Raw genomic sequence first — 20,334 nt, 5'->3', positions numbered from 1 at the left:
AAACTCAAATTATTCCGTTCTCAAACTCTTTACAGGATTTGCCGAAGCGGCTTTAATGGCTTGGTAACTCACGGTTAATAAAGTAATCAGTAATGCTCCCAAACCTGACGCTACAAAAATCCACCAAGAAATATCAGAACGATACTCGTATTTTTTCAACCAACTGTTCATAAAAAAGTACGCAATTGGCGTAGCGAGTAAAAAGGAAAGCATTACTAAAAAGACAAAATCTTTTGATAATAATTGCCATAAATTCAAGACTGTTGCTCCTAATACTTTTCTGATTCCAATTTCTTTGGTGCGCTGTTCTGCTACAAAAGAGGCTAAGCCAAACAAACCTAAACATGAAATAAATATGGCAAGTACGGCGAAGGTGCTGGCTAATTTACTTATTTGGACTTCATCCCCGAATTTTTTGGCATACTCCTCATCTACAAAATTGTAGTCAAATGGTTGAGAGGGATTATACTTATCAAAGACAGTTTTTATTTTACTCAAAGCCATACTTGCACTCATTTCAGGGTTGATTTTAGCAAGAATATAAGCGACATCCTCTTTGTTGAAATTATATATTGTAGGCTTTACTTGTTCATAAGGCGATTGCATAATTACATTTTTCACCACGCCAATTACTGTAAAAGGTTGCTTGAACCAAGTAATTGTTTTGCCAATAGGGTTTTTCAAACCCATTAATTTTACGGCTGATTCATTCAAAATGACTGATGATGAGTCTGTTGCAAAAGCCTTAGAGAAGTCTCGTCCTTCTTTCATTTGCCAGCCTATCGTTTTGCCATAATCGTAAGAAGTACCAACAATTGGAATTTCTGCTAATTGATTGGGGTCTTTCCCTGGCCATTCAAATGCGCTACTACTTGACCAACTTTCTGTGGTTGGCCCAGACGTTTCGCAAATACTAACAATTGCTCCTGTTTTATATAGCTCATCTTTTACCACATCGAAGTGCTTGTGAATTTCATTAATGGCTTGTGGCAATGAGACTAATCCGTTGGTTTCATAACCAATAGGACGATTTTTAGCATATTGTATTTGTCGAAAAATGACGATTGTGCCAATTATTAAAGTAATTGAAACTGTAAATTGCATTACTACTAAAGCTTTGCGTGGAATTGAAGCAAAACGACCAATGCTAAAAGTGCCTTTCAATACTTTTACTGGTTGAAAAGACGAAAGATAAAGTGCTGGATAAGTTCCTGCCATCAGTCCAGTAAATACGCTAAAGCTTATTCCTGCCAGCCAAAATAGTGGATTTGACCATAAAATGATGATGTTTTTGTTAGCCAGCTCGTTGAAAAATGGTAAGCATAACTGAACCAAACACAGCGAAAATATAAATGCAATAGTAACCACTAAAAAGGACTCACTATAAAACTGCGAAATCAACTGACCATGAGCAGAACCAATTGCTTTACGAACGCCAACTTCTTTTGCCCTTTTTGCACTTCGAGCGGTACTTAAATTCATAAAATTGATACACGCTAAAAGCAAAACGAATGCTCCAATGATACTGAAAAACCAAATATATTGAATACGACCACCAACATTAAAGCCATCTTTAAAGTTTGAATACAGATGCCAATTAGCCATCGGCTGTAGAAATAGCGTAGGCTTCATTTTGGCTAATTCAGAATTAACCTTTTTTAATTTTACATCTTTTATTTTTAATGAAACTTTATCAAAATCAGCATTATCAGCTACTTGAGTATAAATCTGAAAAGCATTTGCTCGCCAGGGGTCGGCTATAGTTCTAACCCATCCGTATCTATTGTAAAATAATTTAAAAGGAGCAATGAATGTTACTGTATTGAAAGTAGAATTCCTCGGGAAATCTTCATAAACACCCGTAACTTTTACATTATATTGGTTGTCCATTTTAATGACTTTATCTAATGGATCTGTTTTTCCAAAAAGTGCAATTGCTACTGATTCTGACAAAATGATAGAAGACGGATCTTTTAAGCAATCAGCACTTCCTTTTAACATTTTTACATCAAAGACTTCTATTCCTTGTGGTTCAAAGTATGAACCTACTTTTAAAAACTTGTTATCTCCATAACTCAATACATTCCATACATCGTCCATTGACAACACTACATGCTTGAAATCACTTCCATAGTTTTTGCGGAGTTCCTCTGCTAAAGGATAAGGTACACTCTCTCTGGTTTGAATATCCCCATTATTGGTTATGTGTTGCATAACCTTAGCAATTCGGTTGTAGTTTTTGTGATATTTATTAAAACTTAGTTCATCCCAAACCCAAAGTCCAATCAACATAGTTACTGCCATCCCAACGGCAAGTCCACCGATGTTAATGAAAGAATAAACCTTGTTTCTAAATAAGGTTCTCAATGCGATTTTTAAATAATTTTGTATCATTTTTTGGGACTTTAGGATTGATGACTAAAAGACATTGGGATTTTGGATTTCAGATTTAGGATTTTGGTAAAAAATCACTCCTCATTCAGTACTCAAAATTCCCTACTCAACTCATTCCGTTCTCAAACTCTTTACAGGATTTGCCGAAGCGGCTTTTATGGCTTGGTAACTCACGGTTAATAAAGTAATCAGTAATGCTCCCAAACCTGACGCTACAAAAATCCACCAAGAAATATCAGAACGATATTCGTATTTTTTCAACCAGCTGTTCATAAAAAAGTAAGCAATTGGCGCAGCGAGTAAAAAAGAAAGCATCACTAAAAAGACAAAATCTTTAGAAAGTAATTGCCATAAATTCAATACTGTTGCCCCAAGTACTTTTCTTACGCCAATTTCTTTGGTGCGTTGTTCTGCCGTGAATGAAGCCAAACCAAATATGCCAAGACAGCTAATGAAAATGGCAAGTATTGCAAAGAAGGTCGCCAGTTTTCCAACTCGTTCTTCGTTTCCGAATTTCTTCGCATATTCCTCATCTACAAAAGTGTATTCAAACGGAGCTGCTGGATTATACTTTCTGAAAACTATTTCTATTTTACTTAATGCTTCTCTTGAGCTTATTTTAGGATTTATTTTAATGATAAGAACATTTTCTTGGTCACTTGAAATATGAAATAATGAAGGTCTCACTGGCTGGTAAGGCGATTGTACAACCATGTCTTTAATTACTCCCACAATTTTGAATGGTTTACCATTCCATTTAAGGGTCTTTCCAACTGGATTTTTTAACCCTATGAATTTTAGGGCAGCTTGGTTCACTACGAAGGCTAATGAATCAGTAGCATGGTCTCTTGAAAAATCTCGTCCATCGACAAATTGCCAACCTACGGTTTTACCATATTCATAAGTAACGCCATTGTTCGGGAAATCAATGGCTAAATTTGGGTCTTTCCCTTCCCAATCGAAACCGCCATTGGTATTCCAAACTTCAGTAGTTGGGCTTCCAGATTCGGTCATTTCTGAAATTACTCCAGTACTTTTTAATTCACCACGGATAGCCTCAAAGTGATTATGAACATCAGGAGTTGCCATATTCATGGTGATTAAACCATCACGATTATAACCAATTGGGCGGTTTTTGGCATGTTGAATTTGGCGGAAAACTACAATCGTTCCGATAATTAAAGTAACTGAAACTGTAAACTGAATAACAACTAATACTTTACGAGGAATAGCCGCATAACGACCCACTTTGAAAGTACCTTTTAATACTTTGACAGGCTGGAAAGATGATAAATATAAGGCTGGATAACTTCCCGCAATTAAACCTGTTAGTAAGCTAAAGCTAAGACCCAAAAGCCAAAAGAAAGGGTTTGTCCATAGAATGACCATTTTTTTATCAGCTACTTCATTGAAAGAAGGCAAAATAAGCTGAACTAAAAGAATTGATAATACAAATGCAAACACTACAACCAATAAGGATTCACTTAGAAATTGAATAATTAATTGGCTACGAGCAGAACCAATGGCTTTACGCACACCTACTTCTTTAGCTCGTTTTTCCGAACGAGCGGTACTTAAATTCATGAAATTGATACAAGCTAATAGCAAAACGAAAATGCCAATAATACCAAAAAGCCATACAAATTCAATTCTTCCCCCAACATTTACTCCATTTTTAAATTCACCAAATAAATGCCATTTATTCATAGGTTGTAAGAATACTTCGGGTTTATAGCTTTTGTATTCTTTAGCAACTTTATTGAATTTAACATTGATGATTTTTTTTGAAACTTTATCTAAATCAGCATTGTCAGCCAATTGTACAAAAGTTTGGGTAAAATTGCTTCCCCAAGGATCATCCATCTTTTTAATCCAAGGATTAGTAATCAGGTATAATTCCCAAGGTAAAATGTACTCCATTTCTCTAAAACTTGAATTATAAGGTAAATCCTCATAAACGCCTGTTACTTTTACTACTTCTTTATTATCAATTTTTAGGAGTTTATTCATTGGGTCTGTGTCCCTAAAATATGCTTTTGCTACTGATTCAGATACTAAAATTGAATTTGGTTCTTTCAATCCTCCTCTTGTGCCTTTTAGCATCTTCAAACTCAACATATCTGTTACTTGTGGTTCAAAGTAATTACCAGATTTAGTAAATTTTTTCTCTCCATAAGTCAGAATATGGGTTGATGTCCAAGAAGATTGTAAAACATATTTAAAATCGCTGGCATAATGACTGCGAATTTCTTCGGCCATTACCGCAGGATTAGATGGCTGAGTAGTTTTTTCTCCATTATAAAGATTATGTTGCAATACTTGTGCGATGCGGTCATAATTTTCATGGGATTTATCGTAGGAAATTTCATCATAAATCCAAAGACCAATTAACATAGCTACTGCCATACCAGTAGCCAATCCTGCTATATTAATGAAGGAATAGACCTTGTTTCTGAGTAAGGTTCTTAGAGCGATTTTTAAATAATTTTGTATCATTTTTTGGGACTTTAGGATTTATGACTAAAAGACTTTGGGATTTTGGATTGGGGATTTCAGATTTTGGAAAAATTTACTCCTCACTCCGCACTCAAAATTCCCAAGTCAAATCATTCTGTTTTTAAGCTTTTTACAGGATTCATTAACGCTGCTTTGATAGCCTGAATACTAACCGTTAACATAGCAACTAATAAAGCCAACATACCAGCTACTGCAAAAATCCACCAAGAGATTTCAGTTCTATAAGCAAAATCTTGTAACCAATTGTTAGCTACATACCAAGCAAGTGGTGCTGAGATTACAAAAGCTAATAGTACTAGTTTTAAGAAATCTTTTGAAAGAAGATTAACAAGATTTATTACAGAAGCACCTAATACTTTTCTGATACCGATTTCTTTGGTACGCTGTTCGGCCATAAAAGCCGCTAAACCAAATAAGCCAAGGCTGGAAATGAAAATAGCCAAGAAAGCAAATAAGCTAGATAATGTACTTACCACTTGCTCGCTTCTATATTGTTTGGCGTACTCTTCGTCCGTGAAATAATAGGTAAATGGATATTCTGGATTTATTTTTTTACATAATACCTCTAATTGTGCAATAGCTTCAGTTGTTTTGCCTGCTTCAACCCGAACAATGATGTTGCCTTGTTTGTACCTATCACTCAAATAAGTAATCATCGGTCTGATTGGCGTATGAAGTGATTGAAAATGGAAGTCTTTCACAACACCAATAATTCTACCTTTTGCTCTACCCCAAGTAACAGATTGACCAACAGGATTTTTAAAACCCATTGCCTTTTGTGCCGTTTCGTTGATGATAAAGCCTAATGAATCTGAAGCAAAATCTTTTGAGTACTCTCTACCCGCCACTAGTTCAAGCTTCATTGTTTTGGCAAAGTCGTAGCCAACACCCACTGGCGTAAACCTTATTTTATCATTAGGGTTACTACCTGGCCAGCTAATAGCCTCTGTACCATCGCCAATGCCAGCAGGGTTTGCTGTCATATGGGATATTTGCTTAATGCTTGATAGATGAGATATTTCTTCTTTTAGAATATTATACTTTTTATTCAAATTACCTTCAACAGGAAAATAGAGCAGGTTTTCACGGTTGAAGCCTAAGTTTTTATGTTGGATATAATCTATTTGACGATAAATAACAATCATTCCTATTACCAAGATGATAGAAAGAGAGAATTGAAAGACAACCAAGCCTTGTCTTAACCAAGTAGATGCTGAATCTACTTTCAAGGTACCTTTTAACACCTTAATCGGGTTCAGTGACGATAAGAAGAATGCTGGGTAACTACCAGCGATGATACCTGTTACAAAGGTCAGCCCAATTAATAAACCCCAGAAATACATTTCATTAATTGGTAAAACGATTCCTTTGCCAGTAAGGCTATTGAACGAAGGCAACAATAACGTAACTAATAGAACTGAAATAATAATCGCAAAAATGGTAAGTAACATGGCTTCTCCCACAAATTGCTTGATTAACGCAGAGCGAACAGCACCAACTACTTTACGTACACCAACTTCTTTAGCTCTTTTGGCCGAACGTGCGGTTGCCAAGTTCATGAAGTTGATACAGGCAATTAATAAGATAAAAACAGCAACAATACTAAATAGACGAACGTACTCTATTCGTCCACCTTCCATTTCAGCATTTTTGAAATTACTATTCAAATAATATTCATGAAAGGGCTGCATGGCTAACTCTGTTTTATCTAGTCCTTTTCTGTATTTATCTAGTACATGCTTAATCTTGTTGGCTACAAGCTCAGGGTTCGCATCGGGACGAATCATAAAAAAGGTTAGGGGATCGGTACTGCCCCAATCTTTAGCCCATTCATTATCAATAACGTAAGCATCCCAACTGCGGAGGCAATCAAATTTCAAGGTGCTATTTTGCGGTAGGTTTTCAAAAACAGCAGTAACGATTAAATCATTGCGATTATCGAAACGAATTGTTTTGCCTATGGCTACTTCTGGACTACCAAAAAATATTTCGGCCATTTTTCTAGAAATAGCAAGGCTATTAAGGTTTTTTAAAGCAGATTCGGGGTTTCCTTGTAATAGCTTGAAGCTAAACATTTTAAAAAAGTCAGCTCCGGCTACGTTGGTTTCTTGTTTATTTACTTTATCGCCAACCATAAAAGTTTGGCTGCTAGGCCAAGAAAAAGCAGTTGACATTTGTATTTCAGGAATTACTCTTTTTAGCTCTTCAGCTAATGGGCCTGGTGTCCAGATTACTCCTTGTGTTTTTCCGCTAAAAAACTCCTTCATATAAATTCTATACAATTGGTTTTTATTGGTGTGAAAAGCGTCAACACTTCGCTCGTCTTGAACCCAAAGCATAATCATCAGACTACAAGTCATGCCAAGAGCCAATCCAAGAATGTTAATCACAGAAAAAACCTTGTTTCTCAACAGGTTACGAAAAGCGATTTTTAGATAATTTTGTATCATGATTAGATGACTTTAGGATTTATGACTAAAAGACCGAGGACTAAAGGAATAAGGATTTTAGATTTCAGATTTCGGAAAAATTTACTCCTCACTCCACACTCAAAATTCCCAACTCAACTCATTCCGTTCTTAAACTCTTCACAGGGTTCATTAAGGCAGATTTTGTGGCTTGAAAACCAACGGTGAGTAAAGCAATTGCCAAAGCCAAAACGCCTGCCAAAGCAAAATACCACCATTCAATATTGATTCTGCTCGCAAAATCTTGTAGCCATTGCTGCATAAAATAATAAGCAATTGGACAAGCGACGAGAATGGAAATACTTACCAAAATCAAAAAATCTTTTGATAACAATTGTACAATACTGAATACCGAAGCACCCAAAATTTTACGGATACCAATTTCTTTGGTGCGAGATTCTACCGTGAAAGTAGCCAAACCAAAAAGTCCCATACAAGCGATAAAAATTGCCCAAACCGAAGCCGTTGTAAACAAAGTACTGTACTGACTTTCGGTTTCGTATTGCTTATTGAAATTTTCGCTCATAAAGAAAAACTCAAATGGATTTCCCGAAAAATGTTTTTTGAATACATTTTCCAAAGTCGCCACTTTGCTATTCATATTTTCGCCAGCAAGCTTTATCGTTAAGTACGAAGAACTATTGAAAGGATAAAAAATCATCGGGTCGATGGCGGTTTGTAAACCTTTGTGATGATAATCTTTCACAACGCCAATCACATCCAAATAACGTTCATCCCATTTTATTTTGGCATTTACGGCTTCGTTGGCTGATTTAAAACCCATTTGTTCAAGGGCTTTTTCGTTCAAGAGTACTTTGCTGTTGTTGTTCCATTCAACGTCACATTCTTGTTCTGTAAAACTTCTTCCTGCTTTCAATGGAATATCGTAGGTTTTTAGAAATTTATGTCCGATAGTTATAAATGAATATGGTTTTTGTTCGTCGCCAGTTTTTGATTTAGCAGAAGTAAAACCAACCGTAGTGAAATTATACCAATTGCTTGGTACGCTTCCGCTGGTACAATAATCATTCACGAAATTGAGGTTGGCAATATCGTTTTCAAAAGCATTTACTCGGTTTTTGAAAGTGCTGTCTTTCCCAATTTCTGGCCCTTTTATCACCAACAATTGTTTGATATTCATGCCCAAATCTTGTTTTTGCATGTGTTTCAATTGACTGAAAATAATCAACGTAACAATAATCAGTACAATTGAAATACTAAATTGAGTAACCACCAGCGATTTACGCAAGAAAATCCCTTTAGCTGATTTATGTAATTTACCTTTTAAGGTTTCTATTAATTTAAAATTCGCCAACCCCCAAGCAGTATAAATGCCCGAAGCGACAGACCCAACAATCAACAAGCCTAAGCCAATTATCCACAAAGAGGAGGAAAGTAAAGTAGTAAGCGAAAGATTTTTCTGAATGATTTCATTGAAAAATGGTTGTAAAAGTGTCACCAGAAAAATAGCTCCGACAAAGGCAAAAAGGTTTACTAAAATAGATTCTCCTAAAAACTGCATCACCAAATTGTTGCGTGTAGCACCAATTACTTTTCTTACGCCTACTTCATTAGCTCTTTTTAGGGCGTTGGCGGTACTTAGATTGATATAATTGAACCATGCAATCAGTAAAATCAAAAAGGCGATACCACTTAGAATAAATACATATTTGATGTTGCCATTGTGTTGATAACTATCCGATAAGCTACTTGCCAAATGTATTTCTGAAAAGTGTTGTAAACGGAAAGTAATATCATCATTTTCTTTGCTCAATTCCTTGCGAAGCACGTTGAGCTTGCTTTCAAGCGCCAAATAATCAGCATTTTGATTTAGCTGAAAATAGGTGTCAATATACTGAGAATCCAGATTAGTAAGATTTGCCCAAGAGTTATCATTGAGGTTGGCTGGGTTTTTTAAGGTTTCTAAAGAAAAAACAAAGTCGAGTTGAATGTCGGAATTGTCGCCCATATTGGCAAAAATGCCTTCTATTAAATAATCTTTTTTTCCAAATTGGTTATATAAAGTAAGCGTTTTGCCGATAGGATTTTCTGCGTCAAAATACTTTTTCGCCACAGATTCTGCTACAAAAACTACATCGGGCTTTTGTAAGGCAGAGACCGTGCCTTGAAGCAATGAAAAGCTAAAAAACGTAAAGAAATTGCCTTCTGCATAAGCAATTTTTTTCTCTCCGAAAGAAACACTTTTAGCATCATATTTCACCACGCCTTTCCCAACGCTCTCGGCTACACGACAATAAGTTTTGATTTCGGGAAAACGTTCTTTTGCTTTTTCAGACCAACCCGGTTCTACTTGTGCCCAAGTTTCACCTTTAGTATTTTGGTTCAAAAGTCGGTACATTGTCGGCAAGTTGGCGTGAAATTGGTTCACGCTTTTTTCTAAACTTACATATTCCAAAATCAACAAAAAGGCAGCAATCCCCAATGCCAAGCCTGCAATGTTGATAAATGAGTAAACCTTGTTTCTCAACAAGATTCTCAAAGCGATTTTTAAATGATTTTTGAACATTTTCTTGACTTTAGGACTAAAGGACTTTGGAGGTTTGGAGAGAAAATACTCCTCACTCCGCACTCAAAATTCACAACTCAACTTATTCTGTTCTTAAACTCTTCACTGGGTTCATCAAAGCAGCTTTTACCGATTGATAACTTACAGAAATCAAAGCAATGATGATAGAGGCGATTCCACCCAAAGCAAAAATCCACCAACTAATAGTAATGCGATAAGCGAAATCTTGTAACCATTGATTCATCGCCCAATAGGCAATTGGCGTAGCAATGAAGATTCCTAAAATGACTAATTTCAAAAAGTCTTTCGACAGCAATTGCATGATTTGTGTCACTGAAGCTCCCAATACTTTGCGAATACCAATTTCTTTGGTGCGTTGTTGGGTTGTAAAAGCCACCAAGCCAAATAAACCCATGCAAGAAATCAAGATAGCAACGCCCGTAGCGGTATTGAGAATTTTAGCAAAGCGTTCTTCTTTTTCATAGAATTTGGCAATGCTTTCATCAAAAAACTTCGGACTAAATTCTTCGTAACTATTAGGATAGATTTCCTTGTAAGCTTTTTCTATTTTGGCTAAAACACTTTTGAAATCAGCAGAAGATTGTCCTTTACTATGAATTTTTACACTCATCGCAGACTCATACTTGGTTTCCGACATCATATACAAAGGTTGAATGGCTTTGTGCAATGATTGTAAATGAAAATCAGCCACTACGCCTACGATGGGCAATTTATAATCTCCTTTTCCGCCCGAATACACTAAAAAATGTCCAACAGCTTGTTCAGGTTTTTTGAAACCCAATGCTTTTGCGTAAGTTTCGTTAATGATAAATTCTTTGGCTGAGTCGCTATCAATAATGTTTCTGCCTGCTAAAATTTTTATACCAAACATCGGTATATAATTTTCATCAATCGTTCTTCTATGAACGTCTATTTTGATTTCTTTTCCACCTTCGTTATAAGTCACTCTGTTGGTAGAATAACCATTTCTTGCAGGGGTTTCTCCAAGACTAACGCTTTCTATTTCAGGAATTTGCTTGATTTTTTGAATCAATACAAATTTCTTGTTATTGTCTGGGTCGTTCCAATCTGTGTAAAAATGAACGATGGCATCTTTCTTAAAACCAAGGTCTTTATTAAGCATATATTTCGATTGCGTAGCCACAATGATTGTTCCCAAAATAAATACTTGCGATGCCGTAAATTGGAAAGTAATCAAGGCTTTACGAAGTAGCGCAGTACGAGTTTGTCCGCCAGATGATACTTGGTTTTTCAAAGATGAAACGGGCTGATAAGATGAAATCATCCAAGCAGGGTACAAGCCCGACAACACACAAGTTGCAAGTGTGATGATACCTAAAAAGCCTAAAATATTCGGACTCAAAACATTAAAAGATAATTCTTTCGGAATAAAATCTTTGAAAATCCAAAGAATGGGTTCTACTAAAATAACAGAGAAAAATACAGCTAAAGAAGTGATGATAAAGGTTTCACACAAAAACTGAATCACTAAAGTTTTTCTATTACTTCCTAAAACTTTCCGAACACCAATTTCTTTCACACGAGTGATAGATTGGGCGGTTGATAAATTGACATAATTGATGGAGGCAATCAACAGCAAAAATCCAGCGATTCCCAACAATGTGTAAAGTGTTGGTAAATGTACTTGTCTTGAGAAATTGTCTTGTAATTTATCACAAAAATGAATGTCTGATAAGGCTTGCAAAGTCAGTGTTCTACCAATATTCCATTCATCTTTTTGGTCGAGATGTTTTTTTAGAAAAGCAGGAAATTGTGCATTTACAGTAATGGCTTTGACATTTTGAGTAAGCTTGACAAAAGCCATTGAACTCGAATTGGTATTCGTCCATTGGTCTAATTGAAATTCTTTACGCCAATTTTTGGATTCAATGCTTTTGAAAGAAATAAAATTTTTAAACTTAAAATCAGAATTAACAGGGAAGTCTTTCACAATGCCCGTTACAGTTGTCGCCAAAGAATCATTGAAGTATAATTGCTTGCCTAATACTTGTTGTAAAGGAATTTTGCCAAAATATTTTTCTGCTTCGGTTTGTGTTAAAACTACTTCGTTTGGTGTAGTTAGTGCCGTTTTTTGATTGCCAGCTAACCATTCGTAGTTGAAAATTTTGAAATACTCAGGCTGACAAACTAATACTTCTGAGTCTTCATTTTTCCAGATTTTAGGTGGATTTTTTCCATCTTTTTTATCATTTGGCACGGTGGCTCTTGCACTCCAAACATGACAAGCCGATAAATATTCTATGCCCGAAATTTCTTGTACAATAGAAGAGGGCATCGGAGATGATAATCCTGCATTATAAAAAGCTTCCCCTTCTTGGTTTTTGAAACCAGAAGTTACTCTATAAATACGTTCACGGTCGGGTTGAAAGTCCTCAAAACTCAGTTCAAAACTTACAAGTAAATAAATCACCAAGCAGGCACTTACGCCAATTGCCAAACCCAATATATTAACGAATGAGTAAACCTTGTTTCTCAACAAGATTCTCAAAGCGATTTTTAAATGATTTTTGAACATTTTCTTGACTTTAGGATTGATGACTAAAGGACTAAAGGACTAAAGGACTAAAGGACTAAAGGATTTTGGATTTGAGATTTCGGTGATTTTTTTTAAATCCCAAATCCGAAATCCCCAATCCCAAATCGAATCATTCTGTTCTTAAACTCTTCACTGGATTAGCCGAAGCTGCTTTTACGGCCTGATAGCTTACGGTTAGTAAAGTAATAATCAATGCACCTAAACCTGATATTCCAAAAATCCACCAAGAAATCTCAGAACGATATTCATAATTTTTCAGCCAGCCATTCATAAAGTAATAAGCAATTGGCGTAGCGATTAGGAAGGAAATCATGACCAACATCACAAAATCTTTTGATAGTAATTGCCATAAATTGAAAATCGAAGCACCTAATACTTTTCTGACACCAATTTCTTTCGTGCGTTGTTCTGCCGTGAAAGATGCCAAGCCGAAAATGCCCAAACAAGAAATGAAAATTGCCAAGCAAGCAAAGAAAGTAGCTAATTTACCTATACGTTCTTCGCCACTGAATTTCAAAGCGTATTGGTCGTCGGCAAACTTGTAATCGAATGGACTACCCGGATTATATTTTTTGAATACATCTCCTACTTTTTCTAAAGAAGCGGAGGCACTCATGGCTGGATTCAACTTGATATTGATAATATTTGCCCAACCATAATTGATAAAAAATATCGTTGGTTTGATAGGTTCATAAGGCGATTCCATCACCATATTTTTAATGACACCCACGATACGATAATTTTTATCGTTCCAATTGATGTTTTGTCCTGCCGTTTTTTTGAAACCAATAAATTTTGCAGCTGCTTCATTCAAAATCATGGCAGAAGTATCTGTCGAAAAACTTCTTGAAAAATCTCTACCTTCTACAAATTGCCAACCTACCGATTTTGCATAATCATGTGAAACGGCAATTACTCCGAAAAGTGCTTGTAAATTAGGGTCTTTTCCTTCCCAATTGAAACCAATTTGGTTGGAATAAACTGCCGTTGTTGGACTTGATGACTGTGACATTTCATATACTGCTCCTGTTTTTAATAAATCACTTCTAAGTGCATCATAATGACCCACCAATTCAGGAGTATTGATGTTTATAGCAATCAGTCCATCACGACTATAACCAATTGGGCGATTTTTAGCGTGTTGAATTTGGCGATATACGATAATTGTTCCGATGATTAAAGTAACCGAAACCGTAAATTGAATTACTACCAATACTTTACGAGGAATGGCGGCAAATCGCCCCACACGAAATGTACCTTTTAGTACTCTGATAGGATCAAAAGATGATAAGTAAAATGCTGGATAACTTCCTGAAACCAAACCTGTAATCAATGAAAATGAAATACTGATGAGCCAGAAATATGGATTTGTCCAAAGAATGGACATTTTTTTATCTGATAATTCATTGAACCAAGGCAAAGTAAGCGTTACCAACACCAATGTAAGGATAAAAGCAAAAACAACAATCAGTAAAGACTCGCTTAAAAACTGAGTAATTAATTGCGAACGAACCGAACCAATTGCTTTACGAACGCCTACTTCTTTAGCACGTTTTTCAGAGCGAGCAGTACTTAAATTCATGAAATTGATGCAAGCCAACAAAAGTACAAACACGCCAATAATGCCAAATAACCATACAAACTGAATACGTCCGCCAGCAATTTTGCCATCTTTGAATTCAGAATACAAATGCCATTTACTCATCGGATGTAAGAACACCGTTGGTTTGGCTGCATCTTGTTTATCATGATTGAATTTTACAAACTTAATTTTTGCAGAAACTTTATCAAAGTCAGCATTTGGATTCAATTCTGCAAAAGTTTGGAATGAATTATTATTCCACTGGTCTTGCGAGTTCTTCACCCAATTTTCTGTGGCTAAGTATAAACTCCAAGGCAAAACAAAAGTAACTTCGGTCAAACTGGTATTATGCGGTAAATCCTCATAAACACCTGTTACTTTTACATCGGTTTTGTTATTGACCTTAATTATCTTATTAATGGGGTCGGTATTCCCAAATAAAGCAGTGGCAACTGATTCAGAAATAAGGATAGAGTAGGGGTCTTTAAGCCCATTTTGAGAACCTTTCAACATTTTGAACGAAAACATTTCTGGAAATTTCGGTTCTACAAAATTTCCAGTTTTGGTAAATTTTCTATCGCCTACTGCCAAAATGTGTTCAAAATTCCATGAAGACAAAACTACATTTTTGAAATCTCCTGAATACTTAGCTCTTAGTTCTGGAGCTAAAGGCAAAGGCATTGCCGTTTGCGAACCCGTAACGCCATTCCAAGTTTGGTTTTGCATTACTTGTGCCAGACGGTCGTATTTTTGGTGATATTTATCGAAAGAAATTTCATCATAAATCCATAAGCCAATCAACATTGCTACAGCCATACCTACTGAAAGCCCAACGATATTGATGGCAGAGAAAGCTTTGTTTCTCAACAATGTTCTTAGTGCAATTTTGAAATAATTTTGTAACATGTTTCTTAGGTTTTAGGGTTGTTGACTCAAGGACTTAAAGACTAAAGGATTTTGGATTTAGGATTTCGAAAAATTTACTCCTCACTCCGCATTCAAAACTCCCAACTCAAAAATCATTCTGTTCTTAAACTTTTTACGGGATTTGCTAAGGATGCACGAACCGAACGATAACCTACCGTAATGCTGGCAATGAGTATCGTCGTACCAATAGAAAGTAAGAAAATCCCTGCACCAATGCTGATGCGGTACTCATAATTTTGTAACCAAGCGTTCATTATCCACCAAGCAGCAGGAGCGGCGATAAAAAAAGCGATGATGATTAATTGAGCAAATTCTTTTCCGAACATCATTAAAATATTGCCAATACTTGCTCCTAATACTTTTCTGATACCGATTTCTTTGGTTTTTTGTGCTGCCATGAACGACACCAAACCGTAAAGCCCCAAACAACCAATTAAGATGGCAACCAAAGCAAAGAAGTTGATGAGTTTGCCCATTGTTTCTTCTTCTTGGTAAGCTCTTTGGATGGCTTCATCTACAAATTGATGATTGAAGTAACTTTCTGGATATACTTGATTAAAGCTTTTTTCTAAAGTTTTAATTACTTTTTGAAAATTAGCTGAACGTAATTTAACATTGACAGAATAGTAATTTGTAGCCAAGGTTGTCATGTATAAAGGTTCAATCGTTTGGGAAAGTGACTGTTGATGAAAGTCTTTTACTACGCCCACGATTTCTACATTTCGCCCTCTTGCTTCTATTTTTTTACCGATAATTTTTGCTGGGTCTTTGAAGTTAAGCTTTTTCGCAAAAGCTTCATTTACCACTACTTCTCTGATAGAATCAGAAGGGTAAAGGTTACGCCCAGCTACTAATTTTATACCGTATAAATCTAAATAATTAGCGTCAATGCTTTTGACATGAGTACTCCATTTTTCGTCTTCTCCACGATTGTCAAATCTTAAACTTGTGCTATTTACCCAGCCAGATTGCGGTGGACCCGACATTGAAAAACTGATTTTTTCTACATCAGGAACAGCCGAAGCCAAATTCTTGAAGGTATTCATTTTGACAACATCTTGCTTCGACATAAAAGGAAGACTAATGGTTAAGATAGATTCTTTTTTGAAGCCTAAATCCTTATTCTGAAAATACGACAGTTGGCTTGTCACTACTGCCATGCCAATAATTAGCATTTGCGAAATGGCAAACTGAACGACTACCAAACTTCTTCTTACAGAAAAACCACCTACTTGTTGTGTTGAAATTTTACCTTTCAGAGCCATTACGGGTTGAAATCCTGCCAATACTAAAGCTGGGTACGCTCCAGAAAGTACGATAACGGCAAGAATAATAAGGACAACATACAAGATAACAGAGGCATCGAAGTAGAAAGTAAATCTGAAAGCTCCATCTAAGTACTCACGTGCCACTTTCTCCCCAAATTGAAAAAGTACAATTGAAATCAGCAATGAAGTAATGGTAATCATGGCTGTTTCAGCCATAAATTGCCAAAACAATTGTGCCTTTGAACTTCCTAAAACTTTGCGAACACCTACTTCTTTAGAACGTTTCAAAGCCTGAGCGGTTGCTAAATTGACGAAGTTGATACTTGCTGTAATAATTAAGAAAATACCAATGGCAAAGAGTGATAAAATAAGGTTTTTATTGATGCCACCATAGTCTTCTGAAAAGTGAATTTCTTTCAATGGTTGCATTACATAGTGAATATATTTTGCTTCATCTGGACGGTATTTTTTCACAAAAGCAGGCATCAGTTTGTCCCAATTAGCTTTGGTGAATTTTTCGTTCAATGAAACTACACAACGAGTACTGCTATTTGTACTTCCGAAATTATCGTTGATAGAACCATAATATTCTTTCAAACTTGCATACGAGGGCATTACTTCGTAGGCAAAATCTGTATTGTCTTTATAATCTTTGAAAACACCAACGATTTTAAGGTTCAAACGACCTTCGTGTTTTATGACATTACCTATTACGTCTGTTGTTCCAAAATACTTTATGGCATTTTTCTCACTGATGACAACCGTATTAGGATTTTTTAATTCTTCAAAACCTCCTTGAATCCATTCGTAATCAAAGATTTTAAAGAAAGTAGGTTCTACAAAAGCACCTTCACCAGTTTCTTTAAATTTTTTGTCTTCGCCATTTTTTGATGGAATCGCCTCGAAATAATCTTCGATTAATTCCGTCATCGAAAGGTTTTCGATATTGGGATAATCTGTTAAAACAGCTTTGCCAAGAGGATAGGGGACACCTGGAGAATGAAAATTTTCACCACCTTCTCTCGAAACAAATTCACTTACGATTCTGTAAGTATTTTCATATTTGCTGTGATGTTTATCAATACTGAAATGGTAGCGAACTAAAGCAAAAATCAACATGGCGCAGGTAAGCCCTAACGACAAACCTGCTATATTGATAAAAGCGTAACTTTTGTTCCTCAAAAGGTTACGAAAAGCTATTTTTATATAATTTGTTAACATGGTTTTAAAGGTTTTGCAATTGATATTTAGTGAGTTGTGAATTAGTGATTGAGTGATTTTTACAATTATTTACTCACTCATTCACAATTCACTAAATCACTCAATGAGGTTATCCCAAAATATTCTCCATCACCACTTTTCCATCCAATAAACGAATGATTCTGTGGGCATAACGAGCGTCATGTTCAGAGTGCGTTACCATGATTACGGTCGTTCCTGCTTCATTCAATTCTGTTAGTAATTGCATCACTTCGTTACCATTCGTAGAATCCAAATTACCTGTTGGCTCATCGGCTAAGATTAATTTTGGGGTATTCACAACGGCACGAGCTACGGCACAACGTTGTTGCTGACCACCCGATAATTGTTGTGGAAAGTGATTTCTACGGTGCATGATTTGTACTTTTTCCAATACAGCTTCTACCTTTTGTTTGCGTTCAGCAGCATCAACTCCTAAATACAAAAGAGGTAATTCTACATTTTCATATACTGTTAGTTCATCAATCAAGTTGAAAGATTGGAACACGAAACCAATATTACGTTTGCGGAGGTCAGCACGGCGACGTTCGTTGAAGTGGATAATTTCTTCATCATTGAACATGAAACTACCTTTTTCAGCATCATCCAACATTCCGATGATATTCAACAAGGTAGATTTGCCACAGCCAGAAGGACCCATGATGGCAACAAATTCTCCTTTTTTTACACCTAAAGAAAGTTTGTTTAAAGCAACCGTTTCGATGTCTTCGGTACGGTAAATTTTTTCTAAGTCTGTTATTTTAAGCATGTTAAATACCCTAACCTCCGAGGAGAACGCAGGGGCTGCGTTTGTTTATGAGTGAATATCTTGTATTAGTTTAGATTTTAGAATATAATTCTCCAATTTTCATCAATAGAGGTGGACTTAAGTCCACCTCTATTGATGAAAATTGGATTTATGGTGTTTTCTTAATCACCAACTCCTGCATATCTCCGTAATTTTCATAGCTTGATGTCACTACTTTGTCGCCCGGTTTTAAGCCTTCTAATACTTCATAAAACTCAGGGTTTTGGCGACCTAACTGAATGTCAACTTTATAAGCTTTCTGTCCGTTTTCGCCTACTTTGAAAATCCAGTTTCCGCCAGTTTGTTGATAGAAACCACCTTTTGCCAATAAAACTGCTTGTGTTTGGTCGCTTAATGAAAGACGAACTTGAAGCGTTTGTCCACGACGAATATCACTTGGAGGCGTTCCAACAAATTCCATATCTACTTGGAAGCGTCCGTTTGTTACTTGTGAGTAAACCTTTTTAACACGTAGTTTATAAGTCTTATCCGAAATCGTAAATTCACCCGTCAAGCCAATGAATACTCTGGCGATATAATGTTCGTCAATATCAGCACGTACTTTAAAACCGCTGAGTACATCAATTTGTCCTAACCTTACTCCACGTACTTTGTTTTCACCGATTTCGGCATTTCTTGAAGTAAGTTGACCCGCTACTGGAGCTTTCACCACTAAATCAGAAGCCTTTTTACGCATCAATTTCAAGGTTTCTTGCGTGCGGGCAACGGTTTCTTTCATTTGTGTTAATTGTGTTGCCGTTGTGATTGAATCTTGTTTTAAAGTTTTTTCAATCAGCGATTTACGTCTAACGTTATAGTTATATAGGTTTAGAGATGATTTATAGTCTTGTTCAGAGATCACTTTTTCTTTATGCAAACGGCTATTCAATTCATATACTCTTTTGGCTTCTACCAAAGCATTATCAATATCTGCTAAATTAGCTTGTTGACGAATGGTGTTTTCACGAGCTAAATTTTGTGTGTATTGCATTTGCGTAATCAACTGGAAAACAGAAGTTTCACGGTTTGCCAAATCCAATTCAAGGTCGGTATTCGATAATTTCAAGAGCGGTTGTTCTTTCTTTACAATAGCACCATCTTCTACATACAATTCTTCAACTCTACCGCCTTCAAGGGCATCTAAGTAAATAGTTTGGATAGGCATCACAATTCCGTTAACAGGGATAAACTCCTGAAAGCTTCCTTTGCTTACTTCCGAAATCATAATTTTATCTTCCTCTACATTCAGTTTGCTGTTGCCTGTGGTATTGAAATAACTTGCTGCAATCAGTCCAATTACTGCTACGCCACCAATCCACGGGAGAATTCGTTTTGCAGACCATTTGTTTTTTTCGATTACTCTATCCATTGTATTGAAATTAATTTAATAAGATTAGATGTGTTTCATCAATTATCCATTCTGTTTTGCATGATTTATTAACAAGATAATGCCAAAAAGTTAAGTGTCTGATAATTAGTTGTTTGATTGTATTTTTCTTGAAGAAGTGTTCGGAAATGATACACTTTTTGTTCGGAAATGAACAAGGAATAATGCTTGTTTTTTGAGGTGATAGTAATGTTAAGGAAAAGACAGGGAATAGATTAAGCAATTGTATGGATGCCAAATCCAATAGAAGCCTGATTCATGAAAGAGTGTTTTATTTCACTAATCGAATCATCTCAGTTAAAACCGCAATTTCCCGCAAAAAACAAGCAAAATTTCTACTTGAAATAGGAACATTGATACTTGGAATAGCAAAATTGCCACCTAAAACCGCAATTATCCGAAGTTAAATAGGAAATTTGCTACTTAAAACCGCAATTTCCCGCAAAAAAGTAGGAAAATTGATACTTTAAGTACCAATTTTCCTACTAAAAGGATAAAACTTTCCTCTTTTTTTAGGAAAATTGGGGTAAAAAGAGGAAAGTTTTATCCTTTTAGTGCCTCACTTGATTGTTGAAAAATCATCCAAGATTAATTCTCAATCAAGATTCCTTCCTTTATTTCCTTACGGGGCTATGTTTA

At 35.9% G+C, this 20,334-nt stretch carries 9 protein-coding genes; all 9 read right to left on the bottom strand.

The features are described 5' to 3' along the window. Positions 1-9: 9 nt before the first annotated feature. The 9 genes from VB798_RS11375 to VB798_RS11335 all read right to left on the bottom strand — a co-directional run bounded on the left by VB798_RS11375 (position 10) and on the right by VB798_RS11335 (position 19,677). Entirely contained in the window at positions 10-2,394 is a 2,385-nt protein-coding gene (locus tag VB798_RS11375; protein ID WP_323258596.1) for an ABC transporter permease, read from the bottom strand. A gap of 111 nt (positions 2,395-2,505) precedes the next feature. Beyond that, positions 2,506-4,890: an ABC transporter permease gene (locus VB798_RS11370; protein ID WP_323258595.1), complete on the bottom strand. Its 2,385-nt coding sequence runs from the start codon at positions 4,888-4,890 to the stop codon at positions 2,506-2,508. Positions 4,891-5,000: 110 nt separating this feature from the next. After that, positions 5,001-7,361, bottom strand: a complete 2,361-nt coding sequence (locus VB798_RS11365; RefSeq protein WP_323258594.1) for an ABC transporter permease — start codon at positions 7,359-7,361, stop codon at positions 5,001-5,003. A 118-nt stretch (positions 7,362-7,479) separates the two neighbouring features. Further along, positions 7,480-9,906 carry an ABC transporter permease gene (locus VB798_RS11360; RefSeq protein WP_323258593.1) on the bottom strand — a complete coding sequence of 809 codons (2,427 nt, stop codon included), beginning with the start codon at positions 9,904-9,906 and terminating at the stop codon, positions 7,480-7,482. 82 nt (positions 9,907-9,988) lie between these two features. After that, positions 9,989-12,463 carry an ABC transporter permease gene (locus VB798_RS11355; protein ID WP_323258592.1) on the bottom strand — a complete coding sequence of 825 codons (2,475 nt, stop codon included), beginning with the start codon at positions 12,461-12,463 and terminating at the stop codon, positions 9,989-9,991. A gap of 130 nt (positions 12,464-12,593) precedes the next feature. Next, on the bottom strand, positions 12,594-14,972 hold the full coding sequence (locus VB798_RS11350; protein WP_323258591.1) for an ABC transporter permease: 2,379 nt from the start codon (positions 14,970-14,972) through the stop codon (positions 12,594-12,596). A gap of 113 nt (positions 14,973-15,085) precedes the next feature. Further along, positions 15,086-17,482, bottom strand: a complete 2,397-nt coding sequence (locus VB798_RS11345) for an ABC transporter permease (RefSeq protein WP_323258590.1) — start codon at positions 17,480-17,482, stop codon at positions 15,086-15,088. A 109-nt stretch (positions 17,483-17,591) separates the two neighbouring features. Beyond that, positions 17,592-18,269 carry an ABC transporter ATP-binding protein gene (locus VB798_RS11340; RefSeq protein WP_323258589.1) on the bottom strand — a complete coding sequence of 226 codons (678 nt, stop codon included), beginning with the start codon at positions 18,267-18,269 and terminating at the stop codon, positions 17,592-17,594. A 148-nt stretch (positions 18,270-18,417) separates the two neighbouring features. Beyond that, positions 18,418-19,677: an efflux RND transporter periplasmic adaptor subunit gene (locus tag VB798_RS11335; RefSeq protein ID WP_323258588.1), complete on the bottom strand. Its 1,260-nt coding sequence runs from the start codon at positions 19,675-19,677 to the stop codon at positions 18,418-18,420. Positions 19,678-20,334: the final 657 nt, after the last annotated feature.

The sequence above is a fragment of the Arcicella lustrica genome (assembly GCF_034930985.1).
Classification (GTDB): Bacteria; Bacteroidota; Bacteroidia; order Cytophagales; family Spirosomataceae; genus Arcicella; species Arcicella lustrica.
The sequence above is the reverse complement of the archived record's forward strand: the minus strand, read 5'-3'. Positions and strand labels throughout refer to the sequence as shown.